Origin of the sequence: Flavobacterium sp. W22_SRS_FK3 (assembly GCF_052113665.1) — a bacterium.
Lineage (GTDB): Bacteria > Bacteroidota > Bacteroidia > Flavobacteriales > Flavobacteriaceae > Flavobacterium.
Genome location: NZ_JBGQOF010000010.1, coordinates 146,774 through 165,126 on the forward strand (window position 1 = coordinate 146,774; position 18,353 = coordinate 165,126).

The following is an 18,353-nucleotide window of genomic DNA, read 5'->3' on the forward strand; positions in this document are numbered from 1 at the left end:
TTATCTAATGAAAAAAAGAAAAATACTTTTCCTGGGAGAATCCTATCGTGCTGATGCTATAACTTGGATGAAAGGCCTGAAAGAATTTGGCGATTTTGAAATCTGTACCTGGGAGCTTCAAACACCAAACAATTCAAAACTGAATCGGTTCAAACGTATTTTAGAATATGCGTTCTCTCCTATTTCTATTCGAAAAACAATCCGACGAGAAAAACCAGATATGATTATTGCAGAAAGAACAACCAGTTACGGTTTTCTTGCTGCCATTTCGGGAATGCATCCCATTGCGATTGCCCAGCAAGGCCGAACCGATTTATGGCCTGATGGTTCTATTTTATTGCCTTTCAAAAAAATCATTCAGAAACACGCTTTCAAAAAAGCAGATTTGATTCACGCCTGGGGACCAGTTATGACCATTTCGATGAAGGAAATTGGTGTTGACATGAATAAAGTTTTAGTAATTCCAAAAGGAATTGACTTATCACTTTTTTCTCCTTCCCTTAACAATTCAAACAAAATTGAAGCGATTGTCACGCGTTCGTTGCAACCCGAATATCGTCATGATTCTATTTTGAGAGCCTTTGGGATTTTACATCAAAAAGGAATTGATTTTTCCTTAACGATTGTTGGAGACGGAACAAGATTGCAGTTTTTAAAAGATTTAGCGGCAACATTACAAATCGAAGAAAAAGTAATTTTTACAGGAAGAATTCCGAATACAGAACTGCCTAAATTACTACAGCAATCCAATATCTATATCAGCATGCCCATTACCGAAGGTGTTTCCGCATCTTTATTTGAAGCAATGGCCTGTAGCTGTTACCCTGTAGTTTCTGATATTGCCGGAAATCAGAGCTGGATTACGCATCGCGAAAACGGACAATTAATCGAAATTGATAATATCGAAATGCTGGCTGAAGAATTGATTTGGGCTTTTGAGAATATTGAATCGAGAAGTAAAATAGTTATTAGAAACAGGAAATTTGTGGAGGAAAATGCGAATTATGATATTAATATGAAGTTTATTGCGGAGAAATATCACGAGCTTCTAAATCAACATTATATTTAAAGCCCAAAAAACAACCAAATTACTTAACCAAGATGAACGATTTTTCTAAAAAATTTAAAGTAATCTATCTACCTTTTTTAGCAATAACAATTAGTTTTATAGTCACTTACTCTTTCTTGCATTGGCTATTATTTATCAAATTTGAAGCATTTCCTATAAGAGAAATGTTTTTGAATTTTTGGCTTCCTGCAGGGTTATCATGCATATTGCTTTATTTTTTCTTACGCTCCAGAATTAAACTTTTAAAATTTAAAGATGATAACAAATCTTTTTTCTTTCAATTTTTAGCCGTTTTAGTTATAACCATTCCTACTATAATTGCGCAAGAATACCTAACTACTGCGACAGGAAAATTAACTCCGATTAAAACTATTTCGGAGATACAGAAACATGAAAAAACGAAATATTATACTTTACAGAAATTTTACATCGATAAAAAAAATATTGGGGTTTTAAATACCAGCGATGTATCTGGAAAAAACAATGAGCACTTTGATATGCTTATCTATGTCGCAATGCCAATTTTAGAAAAGAGCAGAGATACTTCTAAATATGAATGCAAGTATTGGCTAGGTAAAAAGTACAAATCGCAAATAAGCAATCATTTTTCTGATACTGAAAAACAGATCAGATTTAAGGAATTTGCCGAAACAACTGAACAAGAATTCAAACACACTGATTTTAGTCAATTTACTTATTTAGAACTCATTGGAAACACAGACGACCATGATAGTTTTAATGAAGCAATTGAACAAAACACGCAATACGACCTCAATAAACCAATTTTATTAGAAGCACATCAAGAACCTTTTGAAAATCGAAACGGCGAAAAACTATCATGGTTTTTCGGGACTTTAGGTGGAGGTCTTTTCATTTGGTTAATAATACTAGCATTCACCAAACTTCAACCGCAAAAAAAGAAAAGTGCCAAAATTAAAAAAAACTCCACAATTGAAAGTTTAAAAGAAACTTTCGATTATTTGATTCCGAGAGAGGGATTTTATATCACGCCTATTTTAATAAACATTAATCTTATTGTTTTTATTATCATGGTTTTTGCCGGATTTGGATTCATTTCTTTCAAAGGAAAAGATTTATTAGAAATTGGTGCCAACTTTAAGCCGTTAGTCGCTGATGGACAATGGTGGAGATTGCTTACTTCCGTATTTTTACATGGTGGGCTTATGCATTTAATTTCAAATATGTTTGGCCTTTATATTGTTGGCTTGTTTGTAGAACCCATTGTAGGAAAAACAAAATATTTTCTTATTTATTTATCTACTGGAATTTTAGCAAGTTTGAGCAGTATTGGGTGGCATGAAGCTACTGTTAGTGTAGGCGCTTCTGGAGCTATTTTTGGTCTCTACGGCATCTTTATTGCCTTATTGCTTTTTAAAGTTTTTCCTCCTCAATTAAGCAAAGCTTTCTTAAGTTTCTCATTAATATTTGTTGGATATAATTTATTGATGGGATTAATGGGCGGAATTGATAATGCTGCACACATTGGAGGTCTTTTAAGTGGCTTTATTATTGGCTGTTTTATAGCCCCTCAATTAAAAGAACAAATTGAATTTGATAATGAATAAAATTTCAACCCAAATAAATTATAATCCTTACTTTTGAACTTAGAATCAATACCTCAAAAAGCCTTTTATTTATGGAAATTCAATCCAATTTTTCTTTAAAAAACCATAATACTTTTGGCATTGAAGCCAAAGCCAGACAATTTGTTGCAGTTCATTCAGTTGAGGAATTAAAAACGATTCTGAAGGAAAACAAAAACGAGAAAAAGTTTATTCTAGGAGGCGGAAGCAATATGCTTTTAACGAAGGACATTGATGCTTTGGTGATTCATATTGATTTAAAAGGTAAAAAAATAATTAAAGAAGACGATGATTTTGTATGGGTTGAAAGTCAAGCCGGAGAACCTTGGCACGATTTCGTTCTTTACACCATCTACAATAATTTTGGAGGATTAGAAAACATGTCATTGATTCCGGGAAATGTGGGTACAACTCCGGTTCAGAATATTGGTGCTTACGGAACAGAAATTAAAGATACTTTTGTTTCATGCGAAGCCATGAATATTGAATCGCAGAAAATGAAGACTTTTACAAACGCTGAATGTAATTTTGGGTACCGTGAAAGCATTTTTAAAAACGAAGTGAAAGATCAGTATATTATCACATCGGTAATTTATAAGTTAACAAAACGCAATCATAAAATAAACACTTCATACGGAGATATTTTGGCAGAATTGGCTAAAAACAATATTACAATTCCAACTTTAAATGACGTGAGCAATGCCGTAATCGCTATCAGACAAAGTAAACTACCGGATCCTAAAGAATTAGGAAATAGTGGTAGTTTCTTTAAAAACCCTATTTTATTGAAATCTGATTTCGAAAAAATTCACCAGAAGTTTCCAGAAATGAAATACTATGAAGTTTCAGATACCGAAGTAAAAGTTCCTGCAGGATGGCTGATAGAACAAGCCGGTTTTAAAGGAAAACGTTTTGGTGATGCAGGAGTTCATAAAAATCAGGCTTTGGTTCTAGTCAATTATGGTAATGCAACAGGACAGGAAATTTTAGCAGTTTCACACGACGTACAAAAAACCGTTTTTGAAACTTTCGGAATTCATATTGAAGCTGAAGTAAATGTGATTTAAATCTCATTTGTACACATTGTCAGAATTAGCAGAATCGAAGTTATTTATAGCGTAAAAGCATCGCGACTCCGCTCAATGTGACAATTAGTACTAATTTTTGAATAAATGACAAAAAATATTTCCATAACAATAATAGATCCAAAGGATGAAAAAGTTCTGGCAATTATCGAAGAATTATCAACAAATCTTTACCTCCGTTTTGGGAGTGATGGAAAAAATTCTTTCACAGACTGGCAAAACGAAAATGATCAATTTGTATTTGTGATAGCAGAAATGAATAACGAAATTGTCGGCTGTGGAGCCATTAGACCAATTGACAACACTACAGGAGAAATTAAAAGAATGTATTCTAAAATTCCGGGAAAGAAAATTGGACAAACCATTTTGTTGTATTTAGAAGATAAAGCTAAAACAATCGGATACAAAGATTTGTTTTTAGAAACAAGGATAAAAAATGAACAGGCAACTGAATTTTACCAAAACCAAGGATACAAAGTAATTCCGAATTACGGAAAATATAAAGATCGAACAGAGGCTATTTGTTTCGGAAAATGTTTGAAATAAATTCATAAACATGTATACACCTGAAATATATAAAAATGAAGATCCGGAATCAATCAAAGCTTTTTTGATGGAAAACAGTTTTGGAATTTTGATTAATCAAACTAATGGAAAATTATGTGCAACCCACATTCCTATAGAACTTGAGATAAATGATGATGGAAAAGAAATTTTGCAGGGACATATTTCAAAACTAAATCCGCAAGCTGAAGGTTTTGCAGAAAACGATCAGGTTTTGGCGGTATTTACAGGCCCGCATAGTTATATTTCTTCTTCCTGGTACGATCATGAAAATGTACCAACATGGAATTACATCGCTGTGCATATTTACGGAAGAATTAAAATTGTAAATGAGGCTGCTTCAATAGAACAACTTAAAAAATTAGTCGATAAATATGAAGCGAACTCGGAGAACCCGGTTAGCGTAGAAAATTTATCCGCAAAAACAATGCGAGAAGCAAGAGGGATTTTTGGTTTTGAGATTGAAATTGATGAAATTCAGGCCACCAAAAAACTGTCCCAAAACCGTGACGATCACAATTATAAAAACATAATCTCCGGGTTAGAGAAAACCGAAAACCCTCAGTCTATTGCTGTTGCAAAAGAAATGTCAAAATGCCGAAAGTAAATCGGTTTTAACCATTGAAAATTAGGAATTCATGAGTACATTTGCACTCGCAAGATTCAAAAATTAAAAGACATTAAAACAGATGCTTATACTTTTACTTTACTTTTTTATTGCTATTGTATTTATACAAATTTTTTACTACTTAGGGATTTTTGGAAAGTTTGCTTTCGCTAAGCCTCAAACTATTACATCAAAAAAGCTTCCGGTTTCTGTAATCGTCTGTGCAAAAAACGAAGAAGAAAATGTAAAAAAATACATTCCGTTATTAGCAGATCAAAATTATCCTGACTTTGAAATTGTTTTAATTGACGATGCCTCAAGTGATGAAACTTTAGAAGTCTTTGAACAATTTGAACAACAATACTCAAATATCCGATTAGTAAAAGTAAAAAATAACGAAGCTTTTTGGGGAAATAAAAAATATGCGCTTACATTAGGTATCAAAGCCGCAACAAAAGAGTATCTATTGTTTACTGATGCCGATTGTTATCCAACTTCAAAAGAGTGGATTAATGCTATGACTTCGCAATTTACCATGAACAAAACTATTATTTTAGGATATGGTGGTTATGAAAAAATTGAGCGCTCTTTATTAAACAAAATTATCCGTTTTGAAACAGTTCTTACGGCAGTCCAATATTTTTCATGGACAAAGGCAGGACTACCTTACATGGGAGTAGGAAGAAATTTAGCGTATAAAAAAGAAGAGTTTTTTAATGTAAATGGTTTTATCGATCATATTCAGGTTCGTTCCGGCGATGATGACTTATTTGTAAACCAGGCGGCAAACAAAGCAAACACTACAATTGCGTACATACCTGAAAGTTTTACATATTCAAAACCAAAAGAAACCTACAAAGAGTGGTTTACTCAAAAAAGAAGACACATTGCTACCGCACATTATTATAAATTTTTCGACAAAATTCAATTAGGCCTTTTTTACAGCTCGCAATTATTATTCTTTTTATTAGTTATTATTTTACTGGCTTTTCAATTTCAATGGATTGCTGTATTGGCACTATTGGCAACCAGATATCTGATTGCCTGGGTAGTGATGGGATTCTCAGCCGGTAAATTAAAAGAAAACGATCTGAAAGTTTGGTTTCCTGTTGTTGAAATCGTACTTATATTCACACAAATTAATATCTTTATATCTAATATTTTCTCAAAACCGGTAAATTGGAAATAAATTCTAAAATAGAAAAAGCAAAACAAGGCGATCAGATCGCCTTTACTTTTTTATTAGATTTTTACTGGAACGAAGTGTACGGTTTTATGTTAAAACGTACAGAGAACGAAACTATTGCTGAAGACATTACTATTGAAACCTTCTCAAAAGCTTTCGACAAAATTGCAATCTACAATCCGGAATTTCAATTTAACACCTGGTTAATCAGTATTGCAAAAAACGTTTATATTGATTTACTCCGCAAAAAGAAAACAAATCTTTTTATTGAAATCACTGATAACGAAAACCAACAGGCATACAACATTGCCGATCCTACACCATCTGCAGAAGATGCCCTAATCAAAGAGCAAAATCTATCTCGTTTGCTTTTATGCATCAAAGAGTTAAAACCACACTATCAGGAAGTCATTCAGTTACGTTATTTTCAGGAAATGACTTATCAGGAAATTGCACTCAAAATAAATGAGCCTTTAAGCAATGTAAAAGTAAAATTACTACGTGCTAAAAAATTATTAGCAGAAATTATCGAGCGTAACAGATAATTCATTATCTTTAAGTAAAGAATAAGATATAGATGATTTTATTCTTAAAAAAATAAATATTCCACACACCAAAAGTTCTTTGTTTTCGTTGTTAGTTAAAACTAAAAATACATTTTGCTTATGATTTAAGTTTACTTAACCTTTTAAATCCATCAACTATGTCTAAATTAAGCCTTTACGAAACCAAATGGACTGACCTTGTTTTCGAAAACAAAAACAAAGAGTACGGCGCGTACCAATTACGTCAGGAGAATACCAAAACAACAATCACAGCTCTCTTTTCGGCTTTGCTATTAATAGCTACATTAGGAAGCGTATCTATTGTAATCAATAAATTTAGGCCAACAGATACGATAATCCAACCGCCTACCATTCTTGACGAACCAATAGTACCTGTAAAAATTGATCCAAATATTGTGCACCCCAAGACTGAAGAGGCAATAGCACCACCTTTACAAGAAAGTGCTCCGGTGTCAACTGAAACACAATTAGTAAATCCTGTTGTCGTACCAACCATTGAGGTTATGCCAGATGTTATCGCACCTAACACTCACAATACTCCTACTGTAGACAATACTTCTGGGGGGACAGGAACCGTAGTTAATGCATTACCAACAACAGGTGGCAATGGAACGGGAGAGGGAACTAAATCGACAGACGATGGTACTTCCATAGTAAACAGTGCCATATTAGACAAAATGCCTGAATTTCCAGGCGGGATGAGTAAGTTTTATACGTATGTTGGAAACAACTTCAACAGACCTGAATTAGATGCTGAAAAAACATTAAGAGTGTATGTTTCTTTTGTAATCGAAAAAGATGGTACAATGACTGATATTACAGTAAAAAATGATCCCGGTTATGGATTAGGCAGAGAAGCTGTACGTGTTTTAAAATCATTAAAAACAAAATGGACTCCGGGAATATTAGACGGAAAAGCTGTACGAACCGCATACAATCTTCCGATAACAATAAAAACAGAAATACAATAATTAATTACAAAAAAGCAGAATTTAGGTTCTGCTTTTTTTATGTTCTTTAGTGAACAACAAAGTTTAAATTTTTAAAACCTTTAATTTAACTTAATTCTTTAATGGTAAAAAAACTTCCATTTTTAATTACTTTTACAACTGTTTAAAAACATATCCACTCTATTAACAATAAAAACTAAAATGGGAATATTTTCAGCTATTCTTGGCAACGCTGGTTCAGTAAGTCAAGAAGATTTACTTAAAAAATACGGACAACTTTTAACTGACAATGAAGATATTGAAATGGGGTTTAAGTTAATTCGCGACACTTTTATATTCACTAATAAAAGATTAATTTTAGTTGATGTACAAGGAATTACAGGCAGTAAAACCGAATACAAATCAATTTCATACAAAAGCATTACCCGATTTAGTGTTGAAACTGCAGGAACTTTTGAACTTGACGCCGAATTAAAAATTTGGGTTTCAAGTGAACAACAACCGAGCATTGTAAAACAATTCAACAAATCGGTAAATGTATACGAAGTGCAAAAAGTATTAGCGCATCACGTATTAGGATAGTGTCTAAAAAAGTAAACCCAACAAGTTTTGAATTTGTTGGGTTTACTTTTTATAAAAAACTTTTATTTCTTTTTAGTTACCTTTTTTTTAGTTGTTGCCTTTTTCGCAGGTACTGGTGCTGGTAGCGTGTTTACAATTTTTTGCTGTACATACACTTTATACAAACCGTCTTTCTCAGCTCTTGCTTTAGCATCTTCAGCTCTTTGTCTGGAATCCGGGTGTGAACTCATCATCTGATCTAAAAAAGAAGCCTCAGTACCTTCACTCATTTTAGCTAAAATCCTGAATGCAGATTCCTCAGCATTAACATTATAACCGTTTCTCTTCATAAAATCATAAGCAAATAAATCTGCTTCAGCTTCTTGTTTACGGCTATGTTTGCTATCAATCATAGCGCTTCCGATTTTACCCAATTGACTATCGGTAACACTTGCAATTGTTGCAGACTGTGAAGAAACTCCATCTATCAATGCTTCTTTTTGATAAGCTGCACGCATAGCATCTCTTGAATCGTTATTAGCAACGTGACCAATTTCATGACCAATTACAGCCAGCAATTCATTATCATCCATAATATCCATCAATCCCGAGTACACTCTGACACTTCCATCTGCTGTTGCAAACGCATTTACCTCTTTTAATTTATACACCTTATAATTTAAGGTATACCCTACTCCTGAAGTATGTTTTCCAAAAACCCTGTTCAATCTTAAAGTGTACGGATCTGTTGGACCGGCAACTTCATGTTCAGCATCCAATTTATCAACAGCTTCTTTGGACAACTTAGCTGCATCTGCATTTGTCAGCATAAAACTACTAACTCCTTTTTGAACTGCTCCTATTGCTTTTTCACCAAAATTAATTTGTGCCTGCATTCTTGTAAAACCCAAAGCAGTAAATACGATTCCTAATATAATAAATTTCTTTTTCATGTTTTTCTTCGTTACAATTTAGCATCAAATGTACTACAAACATAGGGCAGTTTATTTCTACAACTATTTATTTTTTTAACAAATAATATATAAAATTTAGAGAATAAAAAATCAATTATATATGGAAATTATTAAATACTGCTAAATAAAAAACAAATAAAACAATGATTAAGATTACTAACCTTTTAAATATAGTTATTTTAACACCTTAAGAGAATAATCATCAAATACCTTTTTTATTAAATCATAAGAGAGTCAATTCTAAAATATTCTTTAAACGAATGATCAAATAAAGTACAATGCTTATCTTTGTACTTTGAATTTTGATGTATGGAAACAGTGATTGAAAATATACCAACTCCAAAACCTAAATGGTTAAAAGTTAAACTTCCAATTGGACAGAAATATACTGAGCTAAGAGGCTTAGTTGATAAATATAGCTTAAATACAATTTGCACTTCAGGCAGCTGTCCAAATATGGGAGAATGCTGGGGAGAAGGAACTGCAACTTTTATGATATTAGGAAACGTTTGTACACGCTCATGCGGTTTCTGTGGTGTAAAAACCGGCAGACCTGAAACGGTAGACTGGGATGAACCTGAAAAAGTAGCGCGTTCTATCAAAATAATGAATATTAAACATGCTGTAATTACAAGTGTAGACAGAGATGATTTAAAAGACGGTGGTTCAATTATCTGGATTGAAACCGTAAAAGCAATTCGTCGTATGAACCCTAACACAACTCTTGAAACTTTAATTCCCGATTTTCAGGGAATCGAAAGAAATCTGGATCGAATTGTAGAAGCTAATCCTGAAGTTGTTTCACACAATATGGAAACTGTTAGACGTTTAACACGTGAAGTTCGTATTCAGGCTAAATATGACCGTAGTCTTGAAGTTTTACGCTATTTAAAAGAAAAAGGAATCAACAGGACTAAATCAGGAATCATGTTAGGACTTGGTGAAACTGAAGAAGAGGTTTTCCAAACCATGACTGATTTGCGAAATGCTAATGTTGATGTAGTAACAATAGGTCAGTATCTTCAGCCAAGTAAAAAACATTTGCCTGTTAAAGAATTTATTACTCCTGAACAATTTGCCAGATATGAAAAATTTGGTCTTGAATTAGGCTTTCGTCATGTTGAAAGCGGACCTTTAGTACGATCTTCATACAAAGCACAAAAACACATACTTTAAAAAGTTTAACCGTTTATCCGTTTGATTGTTAAATCGATTAAATGAAATAGGCGATTAACCAATTAAAAACTGCACATTGAAAACTAGAATTGCCATAAATGGTTTTGGAAGAATTGGCCGGAATTTATTTCGATTACTTCTAAATCATCCAGAAATTGAAGTAGTAGCGATAAACGATATTGCCGATACTAAAACAATGTCGCATTTGATAAAATACGACAGCATACACGGTGTATTACCTTTTCTTGTAAGCCATAGTGAAGAAGGAATTATAGTAGATGGCAAATCTTTTTTGTTTTTTCATGAAAAAAAGATTTCAGACTTAAACTGGAAAAATCATAATATAGATTTTGTAATAGAATGTACAGGAAAGTATAAAACTTACGAAGAACTAAATGCCCATATTTTAGCAGGAGCAAAAAAGGTAATACTTTCTGCTCCTTCAGAAGTTGAAACCATCAAAACAGTAGTTTTAGGCGTTAATGAATCCATTCTTGATGGTAGTGAAACCATTATTTCAAATGCTAGCTGTACTACAAATAATGCTGCACCCATGATCAAAATTATTGATGAATTGTGCGGAATAGAACAAGCGTATATTACCACAATACACTCTTACACAACCGATCAAAGTTTACACGATCAGCCACATAAAGATTTGCGCAGAGCAAGAGGCGCCAGCCAGTCGATTGTTCCAACGACAACAGGAGCAGCAAAAGCCTTGACTAAAATTTTCCCTAAATTAGTTGACAAAATTGGAGGCTGCGGTATACGCGTTCCGGTTCCGGATGGCTCATTAACGGATATTACTTTTAATGTAAAACGTGCTGTGTCGATTGAAGAAATCAACAAAGCATTTGAGAATGCGTCTAAAACGAATCTGAAAGGGATTTTAGATTATACTGAAGACCCAATTGTTTCTGTAGATATTATTGGTAATAGAAATTCATGCCTCTTCGACTCTCAGCTTACATCTGTAATTGATAAAATGGTAAAAGTTGTAGGCTGGTATGATAATGAGGTAGGCTACTCGTCGCGACTTATTGATTTGATTCTGCTTTCGGTAAAAATGAATATTCAAAATTCAGAACAAACACAATACGAAACTGTGATTTAAATCCATCAATATCTATTTACATACTCCAAAATAGTGTCATCAAAATTTTGGTGATGATTGATAAAAGTACTTTTTATAGGCAAATAATACAATTTTGTAATCACTGTGGCGTCCTTTAAACGAACATAATCTTTTTCTGTTGTAATGATTTTTTTATTTTGAGCCTTATTCTGAATTTCACTTACATCATTTTCAGAAAAATGATGGTGATCAGGAAAAGTCAAACATTCATCCTTTTCATTTTTTAGATAGTCAAAAAAAGATTTTGGTTTTGCAATTCCGGCTAAAAGAATTTTAGCTTCTGATTTAATATCTTTTACCTCTATTTTCTCAACTTTTCCATAAACCTTATCGTCATAATCAATAAAAGTAAAATAGACCTGCGACGAATCGTTTAACTTCAATTTTAAACGAATCTCTTCCTGTTTTTCATCAGATAAATTCTTCGGACACTTAGTCACTACAACAACATTGGCTCTATTCGCTCCACGTCTGCTCTCACGCAAATTTCCGGTTGGGAGCATAAAATCGTCTGCATATAAATCATCGAACGCAGTCAACAAAATATAAAATCCTGCTTTTACCTTTCGGTGTTGAAAAGCATCATCAAGTAAAATAACTTCGGGCTTTTCATTTTGAGAAAGCAATTGTGCAATTCCGTTAGTTCGATTGGCATCAACCGCAACCTGGATATTTGGAAATTTTTGATAAAACTGAAAAGGCTCATCTCCTAAAGTTTCGGCATTTGAAGTTGCATCTGCCAAAACAAAACCTTCAGATTTACGCTTATAGCCACGGCTTAAAGTAGCTACCTTATATTTATCAGATAATAGTCGGATTAGATATTCGATTTGAGGTGTTTTTCCGGTTCCGCCTACACTTAAATTTCCAACAGCAATTATCGGAATATCAAATGAAGTAGATTTCAGAATCCCTTTGTCAAAAAGAAAATTCCGAATTGTAGTAATGAATCCGTATAAAATGGCAAATGGGAAGAGTATCTTTCGAAGTAAGTTCATAAAGTTATTTATCAGAATAATGACCCATTGCTGAAACAACAAAAATAGTTACAATATCTTCTTCTAAATAGTAAATAATTCTGTCTTTTTGATTTATTCGCCTAGACCAAAATCCGCTAAGTTCATATTTTAGAGGTTCTGGATTTCCAGTTCCTGAAAAAGGAGTTTCGGAAAGTTCAAGAAGAATTCGTTCGATATTTTTAATACTTTTTTTATCTCCAGATTTAAAATGTAGAATAATATGTTTTTTAGCTAAATCTTTTATTTCAACCCTAAACTTCCCCATACATCGTTTGGATTAATCTCTGTACTATTTTTACTTTTTGCTGATTTTAAAACCATCTCAACAAACTCAGTATTATATGGGTTCTCTTTTTTAAGTTTTTTAGAATCCGTTTCAATAATTTCTATTCCTTCTACACCTTTAAAAAAACTTTCAGACATAGCCATAAAGGCTTTCCCTGCTTTTGTGCGTTCGTTAATTTTGATAGTTATAGTAGTCATGATTATTGATTTTGAATTACAAATATACAAAAACCTCATTGTTTTGATATTACTTATTCGTATTAATAATATTAATTGATCGTATTAAAAGCAGCATTTACCTTTTATTTATTTTAAAGTTGATTTGATTATTCGTTAATTTGTTTAATCCAAAATTTGATTGGACTTGTAGCAAAATTCTAAAAAATGAAAATCAAAAACATAATAGAAGTTCTTGAAGAAATGGCTCCTTTGGCTTACGCAGAAGACTTTGACAACGTTGGGCTTTTAGTTGGAAATTCAGAAACCGAAAGTACCGGAGTTTTGGTCTGCCACGATGCTTTAGAAAATGTAATAGAGGAAGCCATTGCTAAAAACTGCAATCTGGTGGTTTGTTTTCATCCGATATTATTCTCCGGAATCAAAAAAATCACAGGCAAAAATTATGTGGAGCGTGCGATTTTAAAAGCCATTAAAAATGATATAGCCATTTATGCTGTTCATACTGCTTTGGACAATCATTCGGCTGGAGTCAATAAAATATTTTGTGATGCTTTAGGCTTGACAAACACTAAAGTTTTAATTCCGAAGCAAAATTTTATTCAAAAATTAGTAACATATACAGTTCCTGAAAATGCACAAAAAGTACGTCAGGCTTTATTTGATGCAGGTGCAGGAACCATTGGCAATTATGAAAACTGCAGTTTTAATTCGAACGGAATTGGAACTTACAAAGGCAATTCTGAAAGTAATCCCGTTATTGGGGAGCGCCATGAATTAACCGAAACCGAAGAAATAAAAATCGAAGTTACATTTGAAAAACATTTGCAATCCAGAATTTTAAAAGCCCTTTTTGCGAATCATATTTATGAAGAAGTCGCCTATGAAATTTACGATCTTCAAAATTCGCATCAAAACATCGGTTTGGGAATGATCGGAGAATTAGAATCTGAGATAGATGAAACAGAATTTCTCACTTTCGTGAAAGATAAAATGATTGCCGATGGTATTCGTCATTCTGCCTTTACAGCAAAAAAAATAAAGAGAGTTGCCGTACTGGGTGGGTCAGGAAGTTTTGCCATCAAAAACGCAATTCAGGCCGGAGCAGATGCCTTTTTGACATCTGATTTAAAATATCATCAGTTTTATGAAGCCGAAAATCGTTTACTTTTAGCCGATATTGGTCATTTTGAGAGCGAACGCTATACAAAAAATTATATTGTTGATTATCTTAGGAAAAAAATCCTTAATTTTGCCATCATTTTATCAGAAGAAAATACAAATCCAGTTAAGTACTTATAGAATATGGCGAATACGAAAGAATTAAGTGTTGAGGACAAGTTAAGAGCAATTTACGATTTACAGCTTATTGACTCGAGAATTGACGAAATCAGAAACGTAAGAGGAGAACTTCCATTAGAGGTGGAAGATTTAGAAGATGAAGTTGCAGGTTTAAGCACACGTTCAGAAAAACTTAAAAGTGAACTTGAAGTAGTTGAGGATCTTATCAAAACTAAGAAAAACGCTATTGAAGAGCACAAAGAGGTTATCAAAAAATACACAAAACAACAAGAGTCAGTTCGCAATAACAGAGAATTTAATTCTTTGACAAAAGAAGTTGAATTTCAGGAATTAGAAATTCAATTGGCTGAAAAGCAAATCAAAGAAATGAAGGCTTCTATCGAACACAAGAAAGAAGTTATCTCTAATTTAAAAGAAAAATTAGAAGCAAAAAGCAACCATTTAAAGCATAAAAAATCTGAATTAGATGCAATTATGGCTGAAACTCAAAAAGAAGAAATTTTCTTAACTGAAAAATCTGCCGAGTTTTCAGAGCAAATAGAAGCAAGATTATTAGCTGCTTATAACAGAATCAGAACTAGTGTCCGTAATGGTTTAGCAGTAGTATCTATCGAAAGAGGAGCGTCTGCAGGATCATTTTTTACTATTCCGCCACAGACCCAGGTAGAAATTGCTTCCAGAAAGAAAATCATCACTGATGAGCATTCCGGAAGAATCTTAGTCGACAGCGTACTTGCTGATGAAGAGAAAGAAAAAATGGAACAATTGTTCGCTAAAATCTAATAAAAATTGTCCCGATAAACATCGGGACTTTTTTTTACTATAACATTTACAGGTTTTGGGACTTAAAAAAGGAATTCGCTTTATTACATTAAAATCGGTTGGACAATATATTAACTTCTTGAGTTATGTACGTCCGCAAAAGGCTGTCGAACTTTCGTACGCACTTTTTAGCCAGCCACGAATTGGTAGACTATATAAAGAAAGTTTGCCTGAAATTCTAAAAAATACAGAAACAGAAACATTTCATCATAACGAGCATTATTTTCAAACCTATACCTGGAAAGGAAATGAAACCAAAATTCTGCTTGTACACGGCTGGGAAAGTAATGCTTCGCGCTGGCAGAAAACATTACCTCATCTTCAAAAATCCGGAAGTACCATTATTGCGATTGATGCTCCTGCACATGGACAAAGCAGTGGTAAGGAATTTAATGTTCCGCTTTATGCAGAGTTCATCAACAAAGCTGTCGAAAAGTACCAGCCAACAATTATCATAGGGCATTCAATTGGCGGTGCAGCCTGTGTATATCACCAATATTTATTTCCCAATACAAGTATCAATAAAATGGTGATTCTTGGAGCGCCATCAGATTTAAAAACATTAATAGACAACTATGTTTCTATGTTAAGTCTTAATACCAAGATGTTTTCTCTTCTGGAAAATCGTTTTCTGAGCCATTTCAACTTCAGAATCGAAGATTTCTCAGGGCAAAAGTTCGCTTCTAAATTCAATGTTTCGGGATTTATTGCCCATGACACTTCAGATGATGTTGTTGCTTTTGAAGAAGGTAAAAAAATCGCAAGCAGCTGGAAAAACAGTCAATTTATCGAAACAAAAGGTTTGGGCCACGGCATGCACGATGATGAATTGTACGAGAAGGTTATTGATTTTTTATTTAAAGATTCTGAGCTACTAAGTAGTTAAGACACTACGTTTTTTTTAAATTGAGAGTAACAGCAGTATTGTAATTGCGTAAAATCTAATAATCGAAAATTCTAAATAATAATTTGAAAATACTTCAACAGCTCTTTTTCTCCTTTTCCGGTAATTGTTATTACTCTTGAATTTGTAGTTTTTCTGAGCCAATCTTCTTTTATCATCTTATTGAGTAATAACGCTCCTACCGAACCTGCCATGTGATTTCTTCTTTCGCTCCAATCAAGACAGGGTTTCAAGAAAATTCGTTTTTGTTTTTGGGCTCCTTCTAAATTAATTCCGAAATCAGAAAACCATTTTTCTCCTACAGCACTAATTTCAAAAGCGTTATTCTTTTCTACAATTATTTTTTGTTCCAACAAACTATCGGTTAAAGCAACTCCAATTTTTCCCGCTAAATGATCGTAACAAGTTCTGCAAAATTGTATTGGAGGATAATTTTCTGTTTTCTTTATAGCAGAAATTTTATCTTTCGGAATCAAGTTTGCAATTTCTTCAACTGCATACGCAACCTCTTTGTTTGAAAATTTATAATATTTGTGACGACCTTGTTTTTCAACAGAAAGCAAATCGGCGGCGAGAAGTTTTGCCAAATGCATACTCAAGCTTTGTGGAGATGTTTGCACAGCGATAGCAAGTTCCGTCGCTGTAAAAGCTCTTCCGTCTAACAAAGTCCATAAAATTGAGGCTCGCGTTGGATCGCCAATTAACGATGTCGTTTTTACAAATTGATCTTCCATTTGGATATTGATAGTTAAATGTAGAATGAAGTATTGTTCGGTAAAGTTAAATAACTTTACCGAAAACAGTATTACATGACCTCTACTTTATTCTTGCAATCTGATGTAAATGATCCCTATTTGACCTATCAAACTATGTTAGAAAAACAGCCCATTTATCGGGATGAAACTAACAAAATATGGGTCATATATTCTTATGAAGCCTGTGTTGCAATTCTGAAAAACACCAAAGCTCAGATTCCCACCATAAATCCAAACAACGAACAAAATTTAAACAAACATTCGTTGGCTATTTTAAATAATTTAACCCGATTATCGAATGGAATTCTACACGAAATTTCAAAAGAAATTGCCGTTTTGTTATTCTCAAATATGAAATCAGTTGACGTTAAACGAATCACTTCTGAGCTGATAAAAAATAATAGATTAGAAAATAAAATAGATTGGGTAAACTCGATTTGTAAAAAATTACCTGTTTTGATTGTTTTGAAAAGTTTTGGCTTTGATGAAAGTGACTGCGATTTCATTTTGGAAAAAATAGCATCTTTCGTGAAAATAATGCTTCCGAATAAAACAGCAGAACAAGTAAAAGCTATAAATGAATCTTCAGAAGAGATCTTTACAATTGTCGAAAAACAACTTTTGTCTTTAAATTTCTATAAAGATGTATTGAACAAATCATCCGAATTAGGAACACTTTCGCTTGACGAAATTAAAACAGTTTGTGTTAGTAACATGATTGGTTTATTTATTCAGAGTTTTGATGCTGGCAGAGGAATTTTGAGTAATTCATTATTACAAATCCTCAACAACAAAAGCTTTTCTAATAAAGCTGAAATACAAAAATCAATCATCGAAACACTAAGATTTGATCCGCCCATTCATAACACGAGAAGAATTGCTGCTGAAGACATTTTCATCGGAGAAAGCCTTATCAAAAAAAACGACTCCATTTTAATCATTCTCGCAGCGGCAAATTATGATCCTGAAAAATTTGAAAACGCTATTCATTTTGACATTGAAAGAAGTAATAATGCAGAAAATCTAACTTTCGGAATTGGTGACCATATGTGTTTGGCAAAATATTTCTCTATTGATATGACAACTGAAGTCCTATGGTTTTTATTTCAAAACTATAAAACCATTTCATTATTAGAAAATCAAATTCAATATGAACCACTTATAAATGCCAGATTACCAAAAAATATCTGGATTTCAATTCAACAATAAAAATAGAATATATGATAACTGTAATTTTTGAAGTCATTCCTAACGAAGGAAAAAAGGAAGAATATCTTGATATTGCCGTAAAATTGAGGCCCGAATTAGATCATATTGAAGGATTTATTTCGATAGAACGTTTTCAGAGTTTAAGCAATCCTGAAAAGGTGTTGTCGTTATCATTCTGGAAAGATGAAGAAAGTATTCACCAATGGCGGAATCTAGAAATGCATCGTCATGCACAAGCAAAAGGGCGAAATGAAATTTTTAAAGAGTATCATTTAAGAATTGCCTCAGTTGTGCGCGATTATGGAATGTTTGACAGGAAGCAAGCCCCAAAAGACAGCACAAGTTTTCACGATAAATAAAAGTCAAATTTCCCTTCAACAGGGGAAATCTAAAATCTAAG

The 18,353-nt window shown here is 33.1% G+C and carries 21 protein-coding genes; 16 read left to right on the plus strand and 5 right to left on the minus strand.

From position 1 onward, the window contains the following. Window positions 1-7 precede the first annotated feature (7 nt). The 9 genes from ACEN2I_RS11945 (at window position 8) to ACEN2I_RS11985 (ending at window position 8,213) form a co-directional block, all read left to right on the plus strand. A complete protein-coding gene (locus ACEN2I_RS11945) occupies window positions 8-1,069 on the plus strand; it encodes a glycosyltransferase (RefSeq protein WP_441766326.1) in 1,062 nt (353 codons plus the stop codon). 32 nt (window positions 1,070-1,101) lie between these two features. Next, entirely contained in the window at window positions 1,102-2,655 is a 1,554-nt protein-coding gene (locus ACEN2I_RS11950; RefSeq protein ID WP_441766327.1) for a rhomboid family intramembrane serine protease, read from the plus strand. A gap of 71 nt (window positions 2,656-2,726) precedes the next feature. Next, complete coding sequence (murB, locus tag ACEN2I_RS11955; RefSeq protein ID WP_441766328.1) at window positions 2,727-3,740, plus strand: UDP-N-acetylmuramate dehydrogenase; 1,014 nt, start codon at window positions 2,727-2,729, stop codon at window positions 3,738-3,740. Between the two features lie 105 nt (window positions 3,741-3,845). After that, window positions 3,846-4,304, plus strand: a complete 459-nt coding sequence (locus ACEN2I_RS11960; RefSeq protein WP_441766329.1) for a GNAT family N-acetyltransferase — start codon at window positions 3,846-3,848, stop codon at window positions 4,302-4,304. Window positions 4,305-4,314: 10 nt separating this feature from the next. Then, complete coding sequence (locus tag ACEN2I_RS11965; RefSeq protein WP_441766330.1) at window positions 4,315-4,929, plus strand: FMN-binding negative transcriptional regulator; 615 nt, start codon at window positions 4,315-4,317, stop codon at window positions 4,927-4,929. Window positions 4,930-5,011: 82 nt separating this feature from the next. After that, window positions 5,012-6,118 carry a glycosyltransferase gene (locus tag ACEN2I_RS11970; protein WP_441766331.1) on the plus strand — a complete coding sequence of 369 codons (1,107 nt, stop codon included), beginning with the start codon at window positions 5,012-5,014 and terminating at the stop codon, window positions 6,116-6,118. Further along, window positions 6,109-6,660, plus strand: a complete 552-nt coding sequence (locus ACEN2I_RS11975; RefSeq protein WP_441766332.1) for an RNA polymerase sigma factor — start codon at window positions 6,109-6,111, stop codon at window positions 6,658-6,660. The genes ACEN2I_RS11970 and ACEN2I_RS11975 overlap by 10 nt, the downstream gene beginning before the upstream one ends. 158 nt (window positions 6,661-6,818) lie before the next feature. Further along, entirely contained in the window at window positions 6,819-7,652 is an 834-nt protein-coding gene (locus ACEN2I_RS11980; RefSeq protein WP_441766333.1) for an energy transducer TonB, read from the plus strand. Between the two features lie 180 nt (window positions 7,653-7,832). After that, a complete protein-coding gene (locus tag ACEN2I_RS11985) occupies window positions 7,833-8,213 on the plus strand; it encodes a PH domain-containing protein (RefSeq protein WP_441766334.1) in 381 nt (126 codons plus the stop codon). Window positions 8,214-8,275: 62 nt separating this feature from the next. Here the strand turns inward: ACEN2I_RS11985 and ACEN2I_RS11990 are convergent, their stop codons facing one another. Continuing rightward, on the minus strand, window positions 8,276-9,145 hold the full coding sequence (locus tag ACEN2I_RS11990) for a M48 family metalloprotease (RefSeq protein WP_441766335.1): 870 nt from the start codon (window positions 9,143-9,145) through the stop codon (window positions 8,276-8,278). 330 nt (window positions 9,146-9,475) lie between these two features. On the opposite strand from ACEN2I_RS11990, the gene lipA reads away from it, so the two are divergent. Continuing rightward, window positions 9,476-10,342: a lipoyl synthase gene (lipA, locus tag ACEN2I_RS11995; protein ID WP_441766336.1), complete on the plus strand. Its 867-nt coding sequence runs from the start codon at window positions 9,476-9,478 to the stop codon at window positions 10,340-10,342. A 76-nt stretch (window positions 10,343-10,418) separates the two neighbouring features. Beyond that, complete coding sequence (gap, locus tag ACEN2I_RS12000) at window positions 10,419-11,459, plus strand: type I glyceraldehyde-3-phosphate dehydrogenase (RefSeq protein ID WP_441766337.1); 1,041 nt, start codon at window positions 10,419-10,421, stop codon at window positions 11,457-11,459. A gap of 5 nt (window positions 11,460-11,464) precedes the next feature. Here the strand turns inward: gap and lpxK are convergent, their stop codons facing one another. Genes lpxK through ACEN2I_RS12015 form a run of 3 tightly spaced genes read right to left on the minus strand, consistent with a single transcriptional unit; the run spans window position 11,465 to window position 12,982 of the window. Next, window positions 11,465-12,478: a tetraacyldisaccharide 4'-kinase gene (gene lpxK, locus ACEN2I_RS12005; RefSeq protein WP_441766338.1), complete on the minus strand. Its 1,014-nt coding sequence runs from the start codon at window positions 12,476-12,478 to the stop codon at window positions 11,465-11,467. 4 nt (window positions 12,479-12,482) lie between these two features. Beyond that, window positions 12,483-12,764, minus strand: a complete 282-nt coding sequence (locus ACEN2I_RS12010; protein WP_441766339.1) for a Txe/YoeB family addiction module toxin — start codon at window positions 12,762-12,764, stop codon at window positions 12,483-12,485. Further along, a complete protein-coding gene (locus tag ACEN2I_RS12015; protein WP_441766340.1) occupies window positions 12,740-12,982 on the minus strand; it encodes a DUF2683 family protein in 243 nt (80 codons plus the stop codon). Before ACEN2I_RS12015 ends, ACEN2I_RS12010 begins: the two co-directional genes overlap by 25 nt. Window positions 12,983-13,168: 186 nt before the next feature. On the opposite strand from ACEN2I_RS12015, the gene ACEN2I_RS12020 reads away from it, so the two are divergent. Genes ACEN2I_RS12020 through ACEN2I_RS12030 form a run of 3 tightly spaced genes read left to right on the plus strand, consistent with a single transcriptional unit; the run spans window position 13,169 to window position 15,971 of the window. Next, window positions 13,169-14,263 carry a Nif3-like dinuclear metal center hexameric protein gene (locus ACEN2I_RS12020; RefSeq protein WP_441766341.1) on the plus strand — a complete coding sequence of 365 codons (1,095 nt, stop codon included), beginning with the start codon at window positions 13,169-13,171 and terminating at the stop codon, window positions 14,261-14,263. A gap of 3 nt (window positions 14,264-14,266) precedes the next feature. Next, window positions 14,267-15,046: a zinc ribbon domain-containing protein gene (locus tag ACEN2I_RS12025; RefSeq protein ID WP_441766342.1), complete on the plus strand. Its 780-nt coding sequence runs from the start codon at window positions 14,267-14,269 to the stop codon at window positions 15,044-15,046. A 55-nt stretch (window positions 15,047-15,101) separates the two neighbouring features. Further along, window positions 15,102-15,971, plus strand: a complete 870-nt coding sequence (locus ACEN2I_RS12030) for an alpha/beta fold hydrolase (protein ID WP_441766343.1) — start codon at window positions 15,102-15,104, stop codon at window positions 15,969-15,971. Between the two features lie 71 nt (window positions 15,972-16,042). Here ACEN2I_RS12030 and ACEN2I_RS12035 read toward each other — a convergent pair whose 3' ends face one another. Beyond that, on the minus strand, window positions 16,043-16,723 hold the full coding sequence (locus ACEN2I_RS12035; protein WP_441766344.1) for an ArsR/SmtB family transcription factor: 681 nt from the start codon (window positions 16,721-16,723) through the stop codon (window positions 16,043-16,045). A 75-nt stretch (window positions 16,724-16,798) separates the two neighbouring features. Between ACEN2I_RS12035 and ACEN2I_RS12040 the strand changes: the two genes are divergently transcribed. After that, window positions 16,799-17,953: a cytochrome P450 gene (locus ACEN2I_RS12040; protein ID WP_441766345.1), complete on the plus strand. Its 1,155-nt coding sequence runs from the start codon at window positions 16,799-16,801 to the stop codon at window positions 17,951-17,953. A gap of 11 nt (window positions 17,954-17,964) precedes the next feature. Then, complete coding sequence (locus ACEN2I_RS12045; protein WP_441766346.1) at window positions 17,965-18,312, plus strand: antibiotic biosynthesis monooxygenase family protein; 348 nt, start codon at window positions 17,965-17,967, stop codon at window positions 18,310-18,312. The last annotated feature ends 41 nt before the right edge of the window (window positions 18,313-18,353 follow it).